The organism is Nonomuraea bangladeshensis (assembly GCF_039529455.1).
In the GTDB taxonomy this organism is placed as follows: Bacteria; Actinomycetota; Actinomycetes; order Streptosporangiales; family Streptosporangiaceae; genus Nonomuraea; species Nonomuraea bangladeshensis.
Genome location: NZ_BAAAMV010000002.1, coordinates 678,949 through 694,443, shown reverse-complemented (window position 1 = coordinate 694,443; position 15,495 = coordinate 678,949). Strand labels below are relative to the sequence as shown.

General features: G+C 73.1%; 17 protein-coding genes. 7 read left to right on the top strand and 10 right to left on the bottom strand.

Features of this window, described 5'->3' with window-relative positions:
• Window positions 1–10: 10 nt before the first annotated feature.
• From ABD292_RS07345 to ABD292_RS07315, 7 genes are all read right to left on the bottom strand, one after another.
• Window positions 11–679: a FadR/GntR family transcriptional regulator gene (locus ABD292_RS07345; protein WP_344206232.1), complete on the bottom strand. Its 669-nt coding sequence runs from the start codon at window positions 677–679 to the stop codon at window positions 11–13.
• Window positions 676–1,803: an L-talarate/galactarate dehydratase gene (locus ABD292_RS07340; protein ID WP_344206231.1), complete on the bottom strand. Its 1,128-nt coding sequence runs from the start codon at window positions 1,801–1,803 to the stop codon at window positions 676–678. The genes ABD292_RS07345 and ABD292_RS07340 overlap by 4 nt, the downstream gene beginning before the upstream one ends.
• Window positions 1,804–1,869: 66 nt before the next feature.
• The gene (locus tag ABD292_RS07335) at window positions 1,870–2,337 is read right to left on the bottom strand and encodes an Lrp/AsnC family transcriptional regulator (RefSeq protein WP_344206230.1); all 468 of its coding nucleotides are present in this window, start codon (window positions 2,335–2,337) and stop codon (window positions 1,870–1,872) included.
• Between the two features lie 24 nt (window positions 2,338–2,361).
• A complete protein-coding gene (locus ABD292_RS07330; protein ID WP_344206229.1) occupies window positions 2,362–2,955 on the bottom strand; it encodes a GTP-binding protein in 594 nt (197 codons plus the stop codon).
• Between the two features lie 626 nt (window positions 2,956–3,581).
• Entirely contained in the window at window positions 3,582–3,734 is a 153-nt protein-coding gene (locus ABD292_RS07325; protein WP_344206228.1) for a hypothetical protein, read from the bottom strand.
• A 66-nt stretch (window positions 3,735–3,800) separates the two neighbouring features.
• Window positions 3,801–4,580: a protein phosphatase 2C domain-containing protein gene (locus ABD292_RS07320; RefSeq protein ID WP_344206227.1), complete on the bottom strand. Its 780-nt coding sequence runs from the start codon at window positions 4,578–4,580 to the stop codon at window positions 3,801–3,803.
• A gap of 247 nt (window positions 4,581–4,827) precedes the next feature.
• A complete protein-coding gene (locus ABD292_RS07315) occupies window positions 4,828–5,922 on the bottom strand; it encodes a M24 family metallopeptidase (RefSeq protein WP_344206444.1) in 1,095 nt (364 codons plus the stop codon).
• Between the two features lie 168 nt (window positions 5,923–6,090).
• Between ABD292_RS07315 and ABD292_RS07310 the strand changes: the two genes are divergently transcribed.
• Together ABD292_RS07310 and ABD292_RS07305 are read left to right on the top strand one after the other, a co-directional pair.
• On the top strand, window positions 6,091–7,287 hold the full coding sequence (locus ABD292_RS07310) for a PP2C family protein-serine/threonine phosphatase (protein WP_344206226.1): 1,197 nt from the start codon (window positions 6,091–6,093) through the stop codon (window positions 7,285–7,287).
• A 5-nt stretch (window positions 7,288–7,292) separates the two neighbouring features.
• Complete coding sequence (locus tag ABD292_RS07305) at window positions 7,293–8,189, top strand: 5'-3' exonuclease (protein WP_344206443.1); 897 nt, start codon at window positions 7,293–7,295, stop codon at window positions 8,187–8,189.
• Between the two features lie 21 nt (window positions 8,190–8,210).
• Here ABD292_RS07305 and menD read toward each other — a convergent pair whose 3' ends face one another.
• Both menD and ABD292_RS07295 read right to left on the bottom strand, forming a co-directional pair.
• Window positions 8,211–9,872, bottom strand: a complete 1,662-nt coding sequence (menD, locus tag ABD292_RS07300) for a 2-succinyl-5-enolpyruvyl-6-hydroxy-3-cyclohexene-1-carboxylic-acid synthase (RefSeq protein WP_344206224.1) — start codon at window positions 9,870–9,872, stop codon at window positions 8,211–8,213.
• A complete protein-coding gene (locus ABD292_RS07295) occupies window positions 9,869–10,762 on the bottom strand; it encodes an o-succinylbenzoate synthase (protein WP_423447333.1) in 894 nt (297 codons plus the stop codon). Before ABD292_RS07295 ends, menD begins: the two co-directional genes overlap by 4 nt.
• Window positions 10,763–10,857: 95 nt before the next feature.
• Here ABD292_RS07295 and ABD292_RS07290 point away from each other — a divergent pair, with 95 nt between their 5' ends.
• The 3 genes from ABD292_RS07290 (at window position 10,858) to ABD292_RS07280 (ending at window position 13,904) form a co-directional block, all read left to right on the top strand.
• Complete coding sequence (locus ABD292_RS07290; RefSeq protein ID WP_344206220.1) at window positions 10,858–12,006, top strand: AMP-binding protein; 1,149 nt, start codon at window positions 10,858–10,860, stop codon at window positions 12,004–12,006.
• A gap of 43 nt (window positions 12,007–12,049) precedes the next feature.
• Window positions 12,050–12,358, top strand: a complete 309-nt coding sequence (locus ABD292_RS07285; protein WP_344206219.1) for a hypothetical protein — start codon at window positions 12,050–12,052, stop codon at window positions 12,356–12,358.
• Between the two features lie 166 nt (window positions 12,359–12,524).
• A complete protein-coding gene (locus ABD292_RS07280; protein ID WP_344206218.1) occupies window positions 12,525–13,904 on the top strand; it encodes an RNA polymerase sigma factor in 1,380 nt (459 codons plus the stop codon).
• Between the two features lie 175 nt (window positions 13,905–14,079).
• On the opposite strand, the gene ABD292_RS07275 is transcribed toward ABD292_RS07280, so the two are convergent.
• Window positions 14,080–14,478, bottom strand: coding sequence for a hypothetical protein (locus ABD292_RS07275; protein ID WP_329578423.1), 399 nt, complete (start codon window positions 14,476–14,478; stop codon window positions 14,080–14,082).
• Between the two features lie 114 nt (window positions 14,479–14,592).
• On the opposite strand from ABD292_RS07275, the gene ABD292_RS07270 reads away from it, so the two are divergent.
• The gene (locus ABD292_RS07270; RefSeq protein WP_344206217.1) at window positions 14,593–15,153 is read left to right on the top strand and encodes a TetR/AcrR family transcriptional regulator C-terminal domain-containing protein; all 561 of its coding nucleotides are present in this window, start codon (window positions 14,593–14,595) and stop codon (window positions 15,151–15,153) included.
• Window positions 15,154–15,309: 156 nt separating this feature from the next.
• On the top strand, window positions 15,310–15,495 hold the full coding sequence (locus ABD292_RS07265) for a DUF5999 family protein (RefSeq protein WP_020539824.1): 186 nt from the start codon (window positions 15,310–15,312) through the stop codon (window positions 15,493–15,495).

Below are 15,495 nucleotides of genomic sequence, written 5' to 3'. Positions count from 1 at the left end.
CCCGCGGGACTCACGGGGGGTCGCGGAGGAGGCGGGCGCGGCTGTTGGCCAGGTGGACGCGGACGGCCGCCCGCGCGGCCTCGGCGTCCCCCCGCTCGATGGCGGCGTGGATGTCGTCGTGCTCGGCGACGATCCTGGCGAAGGCGGCCGGGCCGGGGTCGAGCCGGTCACGGGGCACGACGATCATGGCGGGCCCGAGCGAGCCGAGCAGGTCGGCGTAGTACCGGTTGCCGGTGGCGAGGGCGATCCGCAGGTGGAACAGGTGGTCGGCGTGGACCGCCGCCCCGGGGTTGCCCGCCGCCGCCGCGAAGGCGTCCAGGGCCTCGCGCAGCCCCGTCAGCGCCGCCCCCGTACGCCGGGCGGCGGCGAGCGCGGCCGACTCCGTCTCGATCCCCATCCGGAAGTCCAGCAGGTCGAGCACCTCCTGCCGGGTCCGTGCCGGGGCCGGGTCGAAGCCGGTCGCGCTCGGCAGGGCCAGCACGAAGCTGCCGCGCCCGTGCTGGGTCTCGACCAGCCCGGCGGCCTTGAGCCTGGCGACGGCCTCGCGGACGACGGTCCTGCTCACCCCGTGGGCACTGATCAGCTCGTTCTCGGTCGGCAGCCGCTCCCCCGGCCGGATCACGCCCTCCCTGATGCGCGCCGTCAGGGTGTCGACGAGCTGCTGGGTACGGCTGGTCACGGCGTCTCGAAGCGTTCGGCGGTCCACGCGGCGGCCCGCTCGCTCAGCGTGACGCCGATGCCGGGCCGCTCGGGGACGAGCATGCGCCCGTCGCGGATCTCCAGCCGCTCCTCGAACAGCGGCTCCAGCCACTCGAAGTGCTCCACCCACGGCTCCAGCGGGTACGCGGCCGCCAGGTGGAGGTGGATCTCCATGGCGAAGTGGGGGGCGAGCTGGAGGCGTTCGTGCCCGGCCAGGGCGGCCAGGCGCAGGAACGGGGTGATGCCGCCGATGCGGGGCGCGTCCGGCTGCAGGATGTCCGCGCCGCGGGCCCGGATCAGCTCGGCGTGCTCGGCGACGCTGGTGAGCATCTCGCCGGTGGCGATCGGGGTGTCGAGCGCGGCGGCCAGGGCGGCGTGCCCGTCGTGGTCGTAGGCGTCCAGGGGCTCCTCGATCCAGACCAGGCCGTACTCTTCCAGCGCCCGGCCCATGCGGGCGGCGGCAGGGCGGTCCCACTGCTGGTTGGCGTCCACCATGAGCGGGACGTGGTCGCCGAGGTGCTCGCGCACCGCCCGTACGCGGGCGAGGTCGGCGCGGGTGTCGGGCTGCCCGACCTTGATCTTGACGCCGCCGATGCCGCGCTCCAGGGCCGCGGTGGCGTTCTCCAGCACCTGCTCAAGAGGGGTGTGCAGGAAGCCGCCCGAGGTGTTGTAGCAGCGCACGGAGTCGCGGTGCGCGCCGAGCAGCTTGGCCAGCGGCAGGGCGGCGCGCCTGGCCTTCATGTCCCACAGGGCGATGTCGAGGGCGGCGATGGCCTGCACCGCCAGGCCGCTTCGGCCCACGGACGCGCCCGCCCAGCACAGCTTGTCCCAGAGGCGGGCGATGTCGTTGGGGTCCTCGCCGACGAGGTCGTTCGCGATCTCCTTGGCGTGGGCGTACTGGCCGGGGCCGCCGGCGCGCTTGGAGTAGGCGAAGCCGATGCCCTCGTACCCCTGCTCGCTGGTGATCTCGGCGAACAGGAACGCGATCTCGGTCATCGGGCGCTGGCGGCCGGTGAGGACCTTGGCGTCGCTCACGGGGGTGTCGAGGGGCAGGTAGACGGACGAGAGCCGGACGCGGGCGACGCGGTCCGCTGAAGTCATCATGACGACATGCTAAGTCGTCATGATGACTTCGGAGACGCCGGGGGCCCTCACGCCTGGCGCCGGGGGTCAGGGGGTGTCGGGCGACGCTTCGGGGGCGACCTCGGGGGTGCGGTGCTCGTACGGGGTGCTCAGCACCACCGTCGTACGCGTCGAGACGTGGGCGGCGGCCCGGATCTGCTGCAGCAGGTCCTCCAGCGCCACCGGCGAGGCCACCCGCACCTTGAGGATGTAGCTCTCGTCGCCCGCGACGCTGTGGCAGGCCTCGATGGCCGTCAGGTGAGCCAGGCGTTCGGGGGCGTCGTCGGGAGCGGCGGGGTCGATCGGCTTGATCGACACGAACGCGGTCAGCGGCAGCCCGATCGCGTCGTGGTCGACGATCGCGGCGTAGCCGCGCACCACGCCGCGCTTCTCCAGGCGGCGCACCCGCTGGTGCACCGCCGAGACCGAGAGCCCGGTCTCCCTGGCCAGGTCGGTGAAGCTCATGCGGCCGTCGCGGGCCAGCAGCGTGACGATCCGGCGGTCGATCTCCTCCATCGGATCAAAGGTAGCCGGTCATGGTCACGACATGGTCCCGACAGGGGACGCTCCCCGGCGCATCGCGTGCTCGACGAGCGTGATGAGGACCTCCCTGCTGGAGTCGCGGCGGCGGGCGTCGAAGCGCACGATGGGCACGTCGGGCTCCAGGCCGATGGCGTCGCGCACCTCGCCGACGGTGAAGTGCTGCGTGCCCTCGAAGCAGTTGAGCGCCACGATGAACGGCTGGTCGCGCTTTTCGAAGTAGTCGACGGACGGGAAGCAGTCGTCGAGCCGCCGGGTGTCGGCGAGCACGACGGCGCCGAGCGCGCCCATGGCGAGCTCGTCCCAGACGAAGAAGAAGCGCTCCTGCCCGGGGGTGCCGAACAGGTAGAGCATGTAGTCGTTGGCGATCGTGATGCGGCCGAAGTCCATGGCGACGGTGGTGGTGAGCTTGCGCTCGACGCCGGACAGGTCGTCGACGTGCGTGCCGACCTGTGTGAGCGTCTCCTCCGTCCGCAGTGGCCGGGTCTCGGACACGGCGCCCACCATGGTGGTCTTGCCCGCGCCGAATCCTCCGGCGATCAAGATCTTGATCGCCGTCGGCAGTCGCCAATGGTCAGAGCGACCGAATTCCATCCAGCACCGCCCGTACATCTCCCGCGCATGCGCGGCCCCGACCTTGAGGTGCCGTGGTCAGTGGTACCTGTCAAGGTGTGTTGAGAAGGCCGATCCACATGCCTGGCATCGAGACACCCTAGCAACGCCACATTTTCCACTCAAGCCGCAAGTTTTTACAAGAAACCAAATGTCACGGTTTGTAGCGCTGAGCCCTCTTATACGCCGCCTTACCACTCGCCCAGTCAAGGAACGTTGTCAGGTGATCCGACAGACCCTTTACGCCGGCCCTCACAGTCCGAAAAGCCGCCGAGCCCGGACCTGCGGAGGAGGGCCGCCATCGCAGGTGGACGTGGGTGCGGCCGCTCTCGCGCGGCCGCCGGCGCGAGGCGTCCGCTGCCGCCGGGGACGAGACCACCGTGCGGTACGCGCTCGACCGGCCTCCGGCGGTCCTTCGCCGCGACAAGGACGTAGGGTCCTGATTGCTCGCAACAGCTTCCTGCTCCGGGAGCCGCACACCGCGGATTCGGTCAGGTCGGCCGCCGCGACCAGGAGGGCGAAATCCGGCCCGATGAGCATCAACCCGTCGCAAGGTGGACGTATTCCGGCAGGACCAGCGCCCGCAGACGGTCATGGACCCCTGCCGCCTACCGCGCGTCCGTGAGTCCGCCCTCCCCCCGACCGGCCTCGATGACCTTGGCGGCGAGGGCCGCAGGGGACCCGATGCCGAGCTTGGTGCAGATCTTGCCGAGGTGGTACTCGAACCCACCGAGCCTGACCCGCTCCGCCCGCCCCCGCACCCCGAGCCCCTCCCCTGCGGCCGTCCGCTCCCGGCGATCGCCCGTACCGGCCTCGCAGAAATGCGGTCATGCCCCCGGGAGCCGGGCCCACACGGCGGTGGCGTCGTCGTGGAGCTTGCCGCGCATCGGCCCGCGGGCGGTCTCCAGTGCCCGCACCGCCTCGACGGCCGCCCGCGGGCCCCGGGTCTCCAGCTCCGCGGCCAGGTCGTCCCAGCTCCAGCCGTACCAGTCGACGAGCCGGGTGACGCCGTCGGTGCACAATCCGGCCGCACGCACCGCGCGCAGGTCGACGCTGCCGTGTACGGCCTCGGCGGCGGCCTCGGGCCGGGCGGCGGCCACCCAGAACCCGCCGGGCGCGTTGCGCAGCCGCCGTACCAGCTCCAGCGAGTACGGCCGCCCGCCCGGCAGCCGCTCCAGCCGGTCGTCGGCCACCACCCGCACCCCGCCGCCCGCCAGGCCGAGCAGCACCGGGGAGTCCCCCAGCACGAGGTAGTCCAGGCGGCCGGCCGCGGCCCGGACCAGGGCGACGGTCGCCGACGGCGAGTCGGGGTCGCCCAGGTCGCAGCCGCTCCCGTGTGCCCCGGCGGTGTCGGCGATGGCGGCCGCCAGCAGTTCGGGCAGCGGCGTCGGCACCGGGGCGGGCGCGTCGGCGGACAGCCGGGCCGCGAGCGCCCCGCCGAGCCGCGCCACCAGCCACGCGACGTCGTGCGCGCACCCGCTGTCGACCCCGGCCGGCGCCGTCGCCCCGTCGATGACGACGACCCACGACGGCCCGGCGACGGCCAGGTCCTCGTTCGGCCGCCCGGCGTCACCGGGAGCGCTGGCGCAGGCTATCTCGGTGAACATCTACGCCGGGAGCGCCGTCTTGAGCCGGTCGGGTCCGCCGGGGCCGTCGAGCCGGGCGGGCGGACGGGCCCGACGGGCCGGGCGGGCCCGCCTGCCGCCGAAGGCCGGCGCGACCGGACCCCGGCCGAGGACCACGGGCCATGCGGGCTCAGGGGGTTGGCCGAGCCGAAACCCCGATCATCCGGATGACCACCGTCGGAGGCGGCGGTCCGGCGACGACGGACGCCGGCGACGGCACCGCCGCCGCTCAGACGATCACCAGCTCGCGCGACGTGTTGTTGAGCCGCTCCCCACCGCTCTCCGTGCACACCACGATGTCCTCGATGCGCGCGCCGTGCCGCCCCGCCAGGTAGATGCCGGGCTCGACGGAGAAGGCGTGCCCGGGCTCCAGCGGTTCGCCGTTGCCCGCCACGATGTACGGCTCCTCGTGCGTCTCGATGCCGATGCCGTGCCCGGTGCGGTGGACGAAGTGCTCGCCGTAGCCGGCGGCGGCGATGAGGTCGCGCGCGGCCGCGTCGACCGACTCGCACGACACGCCGGGCCGTACGGCGTCGCACGCGGCCTCCTGCGCCTGGCGCAGCACCTCGTAGTAGGCGGCGAAGTCGGCCGGCGGCTCGCCGACGCTGTAGGTGCGGGTGGAGTCGGAGCAGTAGCCGTTGTGGAGCTGGCCGCCGATGTCGACCACGACCGGCTCGCCCGGCCGGATGACCCGGTCGGACACGTCGTGGTGGGGGCTCGCGCCGTTGGGCCCGGAGGCGACGATCACGAAGTCGACGGTGGCGTGCCCGGAGGCCAGGATGGCCTCGGCGATGTCGCGGGCCACCTCGCGCTCGGTGCGCCCGGCGCGCAGCAGCTCGGGCACCTGGCGGTGGACGGCGTCGATCGCCTCCCCCGCCTCGCGCAACGCCGCCACCTCGGCCGGGGACTTGCGCATCCGCAGCTCCCGCAGCACGCTGCCGGCCAGCACCTGCTCGGCGCCGGGCAGCACGTCGCGGAAGCGCAACGACGACATGGCCCACATGCGGTCGGCCAGCCCCACCTTCGCCACGTCGCCGAGGCGGGCCGCGGCGAGCGCGTAGGGGTCGTCGGTCTCGTCCCAGGCCACGAACTCCAGCCCGAGCCGCGAGGCGGGCGAGGCCTCGGCGGCGGGCAGCTCCAGGCGGGGCACCATCATGAAGGGCTCGCCGGCCGCCGGCACCACCAGGCACGTCAGCCGCTCGAGCGGCTTGGCGTCGTAGCCGCTGACGTAGCGCAGGTCGGGGCCGGGCGTGAGCAGCAGGGCGTCGAGCCCGCCCTTGGCGGTGGCCTCCTGCACGGCGGCCAGACGGGACACGGGATACAAGTCTGAGGACGTCACCAGGCCAATCTACTCTCGGCCGCCCCTCCTAAAATCCGCGGAAAGCTCTCCCCGGCGCTTCGGATCGCTACAGACCGTTCCTAATCGATCACGTAGTGTGGGAACAATTGTCCAGATCCACTGCGCTTTGGAAGCGAGATTATGGTCGACGTCATGAGCGCGGCCGGGCTGCTAGGGCCGGACACCGACGCGGAGATGCTGGCCGCCAGGCTGGCTCACGCGCAGCGGCTCGGCAACCTGGGCTGGGCCGAGTGGCACTTCCACACCGGCGAGACGACCTGGTCCGACCAGGTGTACACGATCTTCGGCCGCGACCCGGACAAGGGCCCGATCGCGCTGCCCCGGCTGGCCGAGCACGTCGTGCCGTCCGACGTGGCCGCGCTCGACCGGCTGCTGTGGGCCGCGCTGCGCTGCGTGGAGCCGGTCCAGGCCGAGCTGCGCATCCGCCGGGGCGGCAACTGGAGCGACCTGCGCGACATCCGCGTGGTGCTGGAGCCCCTGATGGGCGACGGCGGGGCGGTCGGCCTGCACGGCGTCATCCAGGACATCACCGGCCGCCGGCGGGCCGAGCGCATGATGTCGGAGTCGCGCCGCCAGCTCCTGGAGGCGCGCGAGCGGGCCGCGGAGGAGCGCCACGTGATGCTGGCGCTGCGCGAGGCGATCCTGCCGGATCTGGCCTGTTCGCCGGGCCTGCCGGACATACGGGTGGCGGTTCGGTACGTCCCCGCCGAGAAGACCGCGAGCCTCGGCGGCGACTGGTTCGAGGCGTCCCCGGCCCCCGACGGGCGGCTGCTGCTGGCCGTCGGCGACGTCTCCGGGCACGGCCTGCCCGCCATCGCGCACATGGCCCAGCTCCGGCACGCCCTGGTCGGCCTGGCCATGACCGGCCGGCCCGCGCACCGGCTGCTCGACTGGCTGAACGAGCTGGTGCTGCACCAGATCAGGGACACCACCGCCACGGCGGTCATCGGGCATCTCGACCCGGAGACGCGGGTGTTCGCCTGGAGCCAGGCCGGGCACCTGGCGCCCGTCCTGGTGCGCGACGGGACCGCGACGCCGCTGGACCCGCCGCGGGGGGTGCTGCTGGGGGCGGCGGAGGGACGGCCGTACGAGCTGGCCACGACCCGGCTGAAGCCGGGCGACGTGCTGCTGATGTTCACCGACGGGCTGGTGGAGCGGCGCACCCGCGACCTCGACGTCGGCCTCGACCTCGTCATGGCCGCCGCCCGCGAGGTGCCGGGCCGCCTGGAGCACGACCTGGAGACCGGGCTCGACAAGCTGCTCGCCGACATCGGCGGCCCCAATCCCGAGGACGACGCGTGCCTGCTGGGGGTGGGCATACTGGGGTAGTGCTGATGCTCCTGGACACCCCGTCCCTCTACTTCCGCGCCTTCTTCGGCGTGCCGGAGACGATCAAGGCTCCCGACGGCACGCCGGTCAACGCGGTCCGCGGCCTGATCGACATGATCGCCACGCTCGTACGCGACCACTCCCCCGCCGAGCTCGTGGCGACGATGGACGCGGACTGGCGGCCGGCGTTCCGGGTGGCGGCGATCCCGACGTACAAGGCGCACCGGGTCGCCGAGGGCGACGCCGAGGAGGTGCCGGAGACGCTGGTGCCGCAGATCGCCGTCATCAACGAGGTGCTGGACGCGGTCGGCATCGCCCGCCTGGAGTCGCCCGGCTACGAGGCCGACGACGTCATCGGCACGCTCACCCACCGGGCCGGGCGGGGCGCGGTGGACATCGTGACCGGCGACCGCGACCTGTTCCAGCTCGTGGACGACGCCCGTCCGGTGCGGGTGCTCTACACCGCGCGCGGCATCCGCAACCTGCAGATCGTGGACGAGGCGTTCGTGACCGGGAAGTACGGCGTGCCCGGCCGCTCCTACGCCGACTTCGCCACCCTGCGCGGCGACCCCAGTGACGGCCTGCCCGGCGTTCCGGGTGTCGGCGACAAGACGGCCGCCGCCCTCATCACCCGTTTCGGCTCGCTGCCCGCGCTGCTGGAGGCCCTCGACGCGGGCGGCTCCGAGGGGTTCCCCGCGGGCAGCCGCGCCAAGCTGGCCGCCGCCCGCGACTACCTGCGGGCCGCGCCCGCGGTCGTCAAGGTCGCGCACGACGCGCCGCTCCCCGACGCCGACCTCGCCGTGCCGGCCAAGCCACGCGACCCGGAGGCGCTGGTGGCGCTGGCCGACCGCTGGGGCCTGGACAGCCCGCTCAACCGGCTGCTCACCGTGCTGGACCGCTGAGACCCCCCCACGTACGGCGGGTCAGGCGGCCAGGGCGGCGCGGATCGCCGCCTGCGTGGCCTCGCGCAGGCGGGCGTGCACGCGCACGTTCTCCTCGCGGTCGGTGCGCACCTCGACGATCCGCGGCCCCTCGCCGCGCATGGCCTTGGGCAGGTCGGACAGGTCAGGCACCAGCGTGTACGGCGTCCCGGTGGCCGCCGCGACATAGCCGAGGTCCACGCCGTGCGGCGTGCCGAAGACCCGTTCGAACGGGTCGCGCACCGCGGCCTGCGGCAGCAGCGAGAAGATCCCGCCCCCGTCGTTGTTGACCACCACGAAGCACACGTCGGGCCGCGGCTCGCGGGGCCCGAGGATCAGCCCGTTCTGGTCGTGCAGGAACGTCAGGTCGCCGAGCAGCGCGTACGACGGCCCGTTGTGCGCCAGCGCCGCCCCCATCGCCGTGGAGACCAGCCCGTCGATGCCGGACGCGCCCCGGTTGGCCATGAGCCGGATGCCGCGCCGCGGCCGCATCGCCTGGTCGAGGTCGCGGATCGGCATCGAGGAGCCGCAGAACAGCAGCGCCCCGTTGGGCAGCGCGTCCACGAGGTCCCTGGCCAGGCGCGGCTCGCTGAGGCCCGAGGCGTCGAGCACGTCGTCGACGGCCGTCCTGGCGGCCCGGTCGGCGTGCCGCCAGGCGTGCAGCCAGCTGTCGTCGCCGGCCGCGACCGGGATCTCCACGGCCTGGGCGACCTGGGTGGCCGAGCGGGTCGGGTCGGGCCAGCGGCCGAGATCGGGGGCGACCACGATGTGCTCGCCGGCCCGCCGCAGCCACGACAGCAGCGGCCGGGACAGCCCGGGGCGGCCGAGCGTGACGACCACGTCGGGCCGGTGGTTGTCGGCGAACTCGGGCGTGCTCAGCAGGTGGTGGTAGGTGGAGACGGCGTGGTCGCCGTAGCGGGCGCCGCCGTTGGGCTCCGACAGCACGGGCCAGCCCGCCATGCCGGCCGCGGCGACGTAGCGGCGCACGTTGGCGGCGCCGTCGCCGACGACGAGCACGCCGCGCCGGGTGGGCGGGATGTGCAGGGCGATCGGCGGGGGCGCGACGCGGGCGCGTACCCAGGGGCCGTTCGCGCCGCCGTCCAGCGGCTCGCACCAGGTGGTGTCGCCGTCGGGGATCAGCGGCTCGCGGAAGGCCAGGTTGAGGTGGACGGGGCCGGGGTCGGACGGGCCGGTGGCGCGCTGGTAGGCGCGGCAGGCGAGCGAGCGCCAGTAGGCGACCTGGCCGGGGCGGTCCTCGGGGACGCCGACCTCGGCGAACCAGCGCGTCGCGGAGCCGTACATCTTGAGCTGGTCGATGGTCTGGTTGGCGCCGGTGCCGCGCAGTTCGGGCGGCCGGTCGGCGGTGAGCACGAGCAGCGGCACGCCGGACTCGGCCGCCTCGATCACGGCCGGGTGGAAGTTGGCGGTGGCGGTGCCGGAGGAGCAGATCAGCGCCACCGGCCGCTCGCTCCGCTTGGCCAGCCCCAGCGCCAGGTACGACGCCGAGCGCTCGTCGATGCGCACGTGCAGCCGCACCCGCGACTCGGCGTGCAGCGCCAGCGCCAGCGGGGCCGAGCGCGAGCCGGGGGCGAGCACCACGTCGGTCAGGCCGCAGCGCACCAGCTCGTCGACGAGCACCGTGGCCAGTGCGGTAGCGGGGTTCAACGTGACGCCTCCTGCATCCGGCGAAGCCACTGGGGAGAATCAATCTCAAAAGCCGACAAAAGCTGAAAATTCACCTCGGGACGGCGGACGGTCAGCTCGCCGTCCACGGGCACCAGCGAGTCGTCCACCACGTCGCCGTCGAGCAGCGCCATCGTGCCGAGCCCGCACGCGTACGGCAGCGACGGCAGCGCGGCCGCCAGCGCCAGCCCCGCCGCGAGCCCCACGGACGTCTCCACCGCGCTGGAGACCACGGCGGGCAGCCCGCACGCCTCCACCACGCGCAGCGCCTCGCGCACGCCGCCGAGCGGCTGCACCTTGACCACCGCCACGTCGGCCGCCTCGGCCGCGCGCACCCGCAGCGGGTCCTCGGCGCGGCGGATCGACTCGTCGGCGGCGATCGGCACGTCGCAGGCCCGCCGGACGGCGGCCAGCTCCTCCAGCGTGGCGCACGGCTGCTCGGCGTACTCCAGGTCGTACTTGTCCAGGCGCCTCAGCCGGGAGACGGCCTCGTCGACGCTCCACGCGCCGTTGACGTCCACCCGCAGCCGGCCCGACGGCCCGAGCGCGTCGCGCACGGCCTCCACCCTGGCCACGTCGTCGTCGAAGCTCTGGCCGCGCTCGGCGACCTTGACCTTGGCCGTGCCGCACCCGGAGCGCCGCACGATCGCGTGCGCCTCCTCGGGATCGACGGCCGGGACCGTGGCGTTGACGGGGACGCGCTCGCGCACCGGCGCCGGCCAGCCCTCGAAGGCGGCCTCGCGGGCGCAGGCGAGCCAGCGGGCGCACTCGCGCGGGCCGTACTCGGGGAACGGGGAGAACTCGCCCCACCCGGCCGGGCCGCGCAGCAGCACGCCTTCCCTGACGGTCTGCCCCCGGAACCGCGTCCGCATCGGGATCCTGAAGACCACCGGGGCCTCGGGAGAACGCGCCACGACCCTCCCCCGCTTGCGCCTTTGTCCGACCTGTCGCCATTAACCTTACGAGCATGTGGAGGAACCCGTCGCATCCGGACCGCCCGCTGCATGCCATTGTGCAGCCTCCCGGGCCTGCCCTCTTCTCGGCGATCCGCGCGGCGCTCGACGGCGGCGGCCCCGCCGTCCTGCCGCTGCCGCCCGATGACTCCTCCGCCGCCGCGATCGCCTCGCTGCGCCCCACGCACGCGGACGGCGTACGGCTCGACGGCGGCGAGGGCGTCCCCGAGGACGTCGCCGTCGTGATCGCCACCAGCGGCAGCACCGGCGCGCCCAAGGGCGTCATGCTGTCGGCCACCGCGCTGCGCGCCTCGGCGGCCGCCTCGCTGCGCCGCCTGGAGGCGTCCAAGGGCGAGCGCTGGCTGTGCTGCCTGCCGGTCTCGCACGTCTCCGGGCTGCAGGTGCTGGTCCGCGCGCTGCTGTCGGGCACCGAGCCGATCATCCAGCCGCGCTTCGACCCGCGCGCGGTGCTGGAGTCGGGGGCCCAGCACGTCTCGCTGGTGCCGACGCAGCTGCACCGGCTGGTCGAGCTGGGGGCCGATCTGTCGGTGTTCCGCACGATCCTGCTGGGCGGCGCCGCGCCCCGCCCCGGCCTGCTGGAGCAGGCCCGGGACCTCGGCGCCCGGGTCGTGACCTCGTACGGCAGCAGCGAGACCAGCGGCGGCTGCGTGTACGACGGCCTGCCCCTTTACAACGTAGATCTCAAAATCGGCGCGGACGGGCTGATCAGGATCGCCGGCCCCGTGCTGTTCTCCGGCTACCGCTTCGGCGGCCCCGAGCCCTTCGACGGCGACTGGTTCGTCACCTCCGACCTCGGCGAGCTGTCCGGCGGGCGGCTGCGGGTGCTGGGCCGGGCCGACGACGTGATCAACACCGGCGGCGAGAAGGTGGTGGCCGGCGCGGTGGCGGCCGTCCTGGGCGAGCATCCGGGGATCGCCGACGTGGCCGTGATCGGCGTCCCCGATCCCGAATGGGGCGAACGGGTCACCGCCGTCGTCGTGCCCGCCGATCCCGACACACCCCTCATGCTTGAGCAATTGCGGGCGTACTCCCACGATAGGCTGCCCTCCTACGCCGCCCCCCGCGAGCTGCGCCTCGTCGCCGCCCTGCCCCTGCTGCCGAACGGCAAGACCGACCTGGTCAGCCTGAAGGCAGGAACCTGACGAAGTGCCGCTGCGTCATAGTGGGGAGAAGGAGGGAGCCTTCATGGACCAGACCCGCAAGATGTGGGCATCCGCGGCCGTCGTCGGCGTCATCGTCGCCGGGGGGATCTCCATCGCGGCGGCCGCCTCGGCGGGCAGGCTCGACCAGGCGGCAGAGGAGACGAGAGCGGTGGTGGAGGGGCCGGCCCCCGAGTCCTCCGGCGGCGCCGACGACGGCGTGGTCGTCTCCGAGGAGGTCAACCCCGACCCCGACGAGGTCTTCGAGTACTGGAGCGACGACCGCATGGAGGGCGCCGAGCCCATGCCCATGCCGGTGGTCACCGAGGGTGGCGTCTTCCACATCACGGAGTGACGGTACGGCGTTCCCGGTGTAATCTGCCGCTTTTTCGGTAGTTCGTCCCCTCGGGAACAAATGGCGGAAATTGGCGTTATTGATACTGGTGCGCCGTGCGGACAGCGAAGCCGCCCCGCCACAACCTGCCTGATCGCTTCTTACTCCGTACGGAGGAGGTGTCCTCATGCCCAGAACCGCCGTGGCGACCCCGCACGCGACTCTCGACCAACTGATCGAACGAGGACGTTACCAGGGTCACCTTTCTCTGGCGGAGCTGCGTGACGCGTTCGCCGAAGCCGGCGTCAGCCCTTCCGAGGGCCGCACGATCCTGCGCGAGCTCTCCGAGGCCGGCGTCAGCCTGGCCGCCGAGAACGAGCCGTCGCTCAGCAAGACCGCCCCCAGAAAGACCCGCAAGACCACGACCGTCGAGTCCGCATCCGCCGAGGAAGACGCTCCGAAGAAGTCCTCGCCCTCGCGCACAAAGGCTACCGGCCGCAAGGCGGCCAAGGCAAAAACCACCGCGCAGAACGGCGCCGGCAAGAACGTGACCCCCGTCGACGGCAAGCCGGAGCACGAGGAGGACGTCCCCGACGACCTCGTGCTGGACGAGGCCGAGCTGGAGCACGAGCAGGCCGACCTGGACGACGCCCAGTCGGTCATGGGCGACTCGGTGCACACCTATCTGAAGTCCATCGGCCGCCGCACGCTGCTGACCGCCGCCCAGGAGGTCGAGCTGGCCAGGCGGATCGAGGCCGGCCTGTACGCCGAGTACAAGCTGGAGACCCACCCCGACCTGCCGCCGGACGTCCGTGACGACCTGCACCTGGTGGTCGAGGACGGCCGCCGCGCCAAGGACCACATGCTGGAGGCCAACCTCCGGCTGGTCGTGTCGGTGGCCAAGAAGTACACCGACCGCGGCATGTCGCTGCTGGACGTGGTGCAGGAGGGCAACCTCGGCCTCATCCGGGCCGTGGAGAAGTTCGACTACACCAAGGGCTTCAAGTTCTCGACGTACGCGATGTGGTGGATCCGGCAGGCCATCCAGCGCGGCTTCGCCGACTCGGCCCGTACGATCCGGCTGCCCGTCCACGTGCTGGAGATGCTCTCCAAGCTGTCGCGGGTGGAGCGGGACATGCACCAGCGCCTCGGCCGCGAGCCCACGCCGGAGGAGCTGGCCGTCGAGCTGGACAAGACCCCCGACCAGATCGAGGAGCTGCTGCGCACCAGCCGCCAGCCGATCTCGCTCAACGCGACGATCGGCGAGGACGGCGAGACCACGATCGGCGACCTCATCGAGGACGTCGACTCGCCGGAGGCGTCGGAGATCGTCGACCGCCAGCTGCTGGGCGACCAGCTGCGCGGCGTGCTCGACAACCTCTCGCCGCGCGAGTCGAAGATCATGGCGCTGCGCTTCGGCCTGGTGGACGGCAAGCCCCACACCCTGGACGAGATCGGCAAGCACCTGGGCCTGACCCGGGAGCGGATCCGCCAGCTGGAGAAGGAGTCGCTGTCCAAGCTGCGGCACCCGAGCAACACCCGCCCGCTGCTCGACTGGGCGAGCTGATCCCCGCCTGAGAACGCCGAAAGCCCCGGCGCGCCTCACCAGGAGGCGCGCCGGGGCTTTTCGCGTGTCACGGCGCGAAACTGCCAGGCGCGCGGCGCGGAACCGCTACACGCGGGGCGCGGAACCGCTACACGCGGGGCGCGGAACCGCTACACGGTCGCGCGGCGCGGAGCCGCTAGGCGGTCGCGGGGACCGGGCGCGGGACGCGCGGGATGCCCCACAGGCGGTTCTCCTCGCGCAGGGTGCGCAGCCGGTCGACCTCGGCCGTCCACTCGCGCCCGCGCGGCGTCGCCTTGGCCTTGCGGCGCGCGATGCGGTCGTCGTAGGACTTGACCCCGAAGGTGGCCCGCTGGCCCGCCTCGGCGGCCCGCAACGCCTCGGTCAGCGCCTGGTCGAACGCCCGGCCCGCGGCCAGCAGCTCGACCTCGTCGGCCGCCGCGGCCCGCAGCTCCCGCAGCGTGCTCTCGGCCTGCCTGGCCCGCTCCAGCAGCTCGGGATAGCTCCTGGAGATCTCGCGGTCCGCGTGGTAGCGAACCTCGGCCTCCCGGCTCACCCGCGGACGGAAAAACGCCATGGACCCTGCCCCTTCACCAGCCGGTAAGTCATGCCAGCCCCAAGAGTACGCCTCCCCGCGACACGTGCGGAAATCACCCCGCCGCCGGGCCCTTTACATAGTAAGATGATCTTCATGCCCGCCAAGAGACCACCGATCCCCCTCTCCCGCGAGCGGATCATCGAGGCCGCGCTGCACATCGCCGACAGCCAGGGCCTGCGCCGGCTCACCATGCGCCGCCTCGGCGACGCCCTCCAGGTCGAGGCCATGGCCATCTACCACCACCTGCCCCGGGGCAAGGAGGCGCTGATGGACGCCCTCGCCGAGCACGTGACCACCGTCCACGTCGAGCAGCGCGCCACCTGGCAGGAGACGGCCAAGGCGTGGTGCCGGGCCGAGCGGGAGCTGCTGCGCGAGCACCCCGGCGTGCTGGCGCTGGCGCTCACCAAGCCGCCCAAGGGCACCACGCTCATCGCCCTGCGCGAGCAGACCGAGCAACTGGCCGACGGCGGCCTCGGCGACGCCCCCGACGCGGTGCGGGCGCTGCGCGCGTTCGTGTACGGCAGCGTGGCCGTCGAGGTCCAGCGGTCCGGCTGGGCCGACCCGGAGGTCGACGAATGGATACGGCGGGACGAACGGGCCGATGCGGACTTCGAGCGCGGACTCGACGCTCTTCTCAAGGGTTTGCAAACGTGATGCGCGTGTCGTGCTTGGCCCGTTATCCTGCATAAGGCACCCTGTGTCGAAGGTCACACGTCACGGTGACGGCATCGCACCCTTGCCAAGAGAACAACCCGAGCCGCTCCCGCCCCTCACAACGGGAGCATTCCACGAGATATCGGAGGCACGCCGATGTGCCCGCACGTCCCGGCCTGTCCGGATGCAGAGGCGCCCGACCGCGAGGCGGCACGCACCCTCGCCTGCCATCCCGAGCAGGGGTGGAGCCTGCTCTGCAACGGCGTGGTCCTGTTCGAGGACACCGGGGAGCTCCTGCCGAGCGGCGCCACGATCGAGCCGCACCGCCCGGTGGGGGTCTGA

What these genes read in the sequence shown, in the direction of transcription:
- ABD292_RS07320 (WP_344206227.1), bottom strand. Translation starts at nt 4,580, where the DNA reads ATGTTCACCGAGATAGCCTGCGCCAGCGCTCCCGGTGACGCCGGGCGG.
- ABD292_RS07285 (WP_344206219.1), top strand. Translation starts at nt 12,050, where the DNA reads ATGGACCAGACCCGCAAGATGTGGGCATCCGCGGCCGTCGTCGGCGTC.
- ABD292_RS07295 (WP_423447333.1), bottom strand. Translation starts at nt 10,762, where the DNA reads ATGCGGACGCGGTTCCGGGGGCAGACCGTCAGGGAAGGCGTGCTGCTG.
- ABD292_RS07270 (WP_344206217.1), top strand. Translation starts at nt 14,593, where the DNA reads ATGCCCGCCAAGAGACCACCGATCCCCCTCTCCCGCGAGCGGATCATC.
- ABD292_RS07290 (WP_344206220.1), top strand. Translation starts at nt 10,858, where the DNA reads ATGTGGAGGAACCCGTCGCATCCGGACCGCCCGCTGCATGCCATTGTG.
- ABD292_RS07335 (WP_344206230.1), bottom strand. Translation starts at nt 2,337, where the DNA reads ATGGAGGAGATCGACCGCCGGATCGTCACGCTGCTGGCCCGCGACGGC.
- ABD292_RS07275 (WP_329578423.1), bottom strand. Translation starts at nt 14,478, where the DNA reads ATGGCGTTTTTCCGTCCGCGGGTGAGCCGGGAGGCCGAGGTTCGCTAC.
- ABD292_RS07280 (WP_344206218.1), top strand. Translation starts at nt 12,525, where the DNA reads ATGCCCAGAACCGCCGTGGCGACCCCGCACGCGACTCTCGACCAACTG.
- ABD292_RS07330 (WP_344206229.1), bottom strand. Translation starts at nt 2,955, where the DNA reads ATGGAATTCGGTCGCTCTGACCATTGGCGACTGCCGACGGCGATCAAG.
- ABD292_RS07340 (WP_344206231.1), bottom strand. Translation starts at nt 1,803, where the DNA reads ATGATGACTTCAGCGGACCGCGTCGCCCGCGTCCGGCTCTCGTCCGTC.
- ABD292_RS07305 (WP_344206443.1), top strand. Translation starts at nt 7,293, where the DNA reads ATGCTCCTGGACACCCCGTCCCTCTACTTCCGCGCCTTCTTCGGCGTG.
- ABD292_RS07265 (WP_020539824.1), top strand. Translation starts at nt 15,310, where the DNA reads ATGTGCCCGCACGTCCCGGCCTGTCCGGATGCAGAGGCGCCCGACCGC.
- ABD292_RS07310 (WP_344206226.1), top strand. Translation starts at nt 6,091, where the DNA reads ATGAGCGCGGCCGGGCTGCTAGGGCCGGACACCGACGCGGAGATGCTG.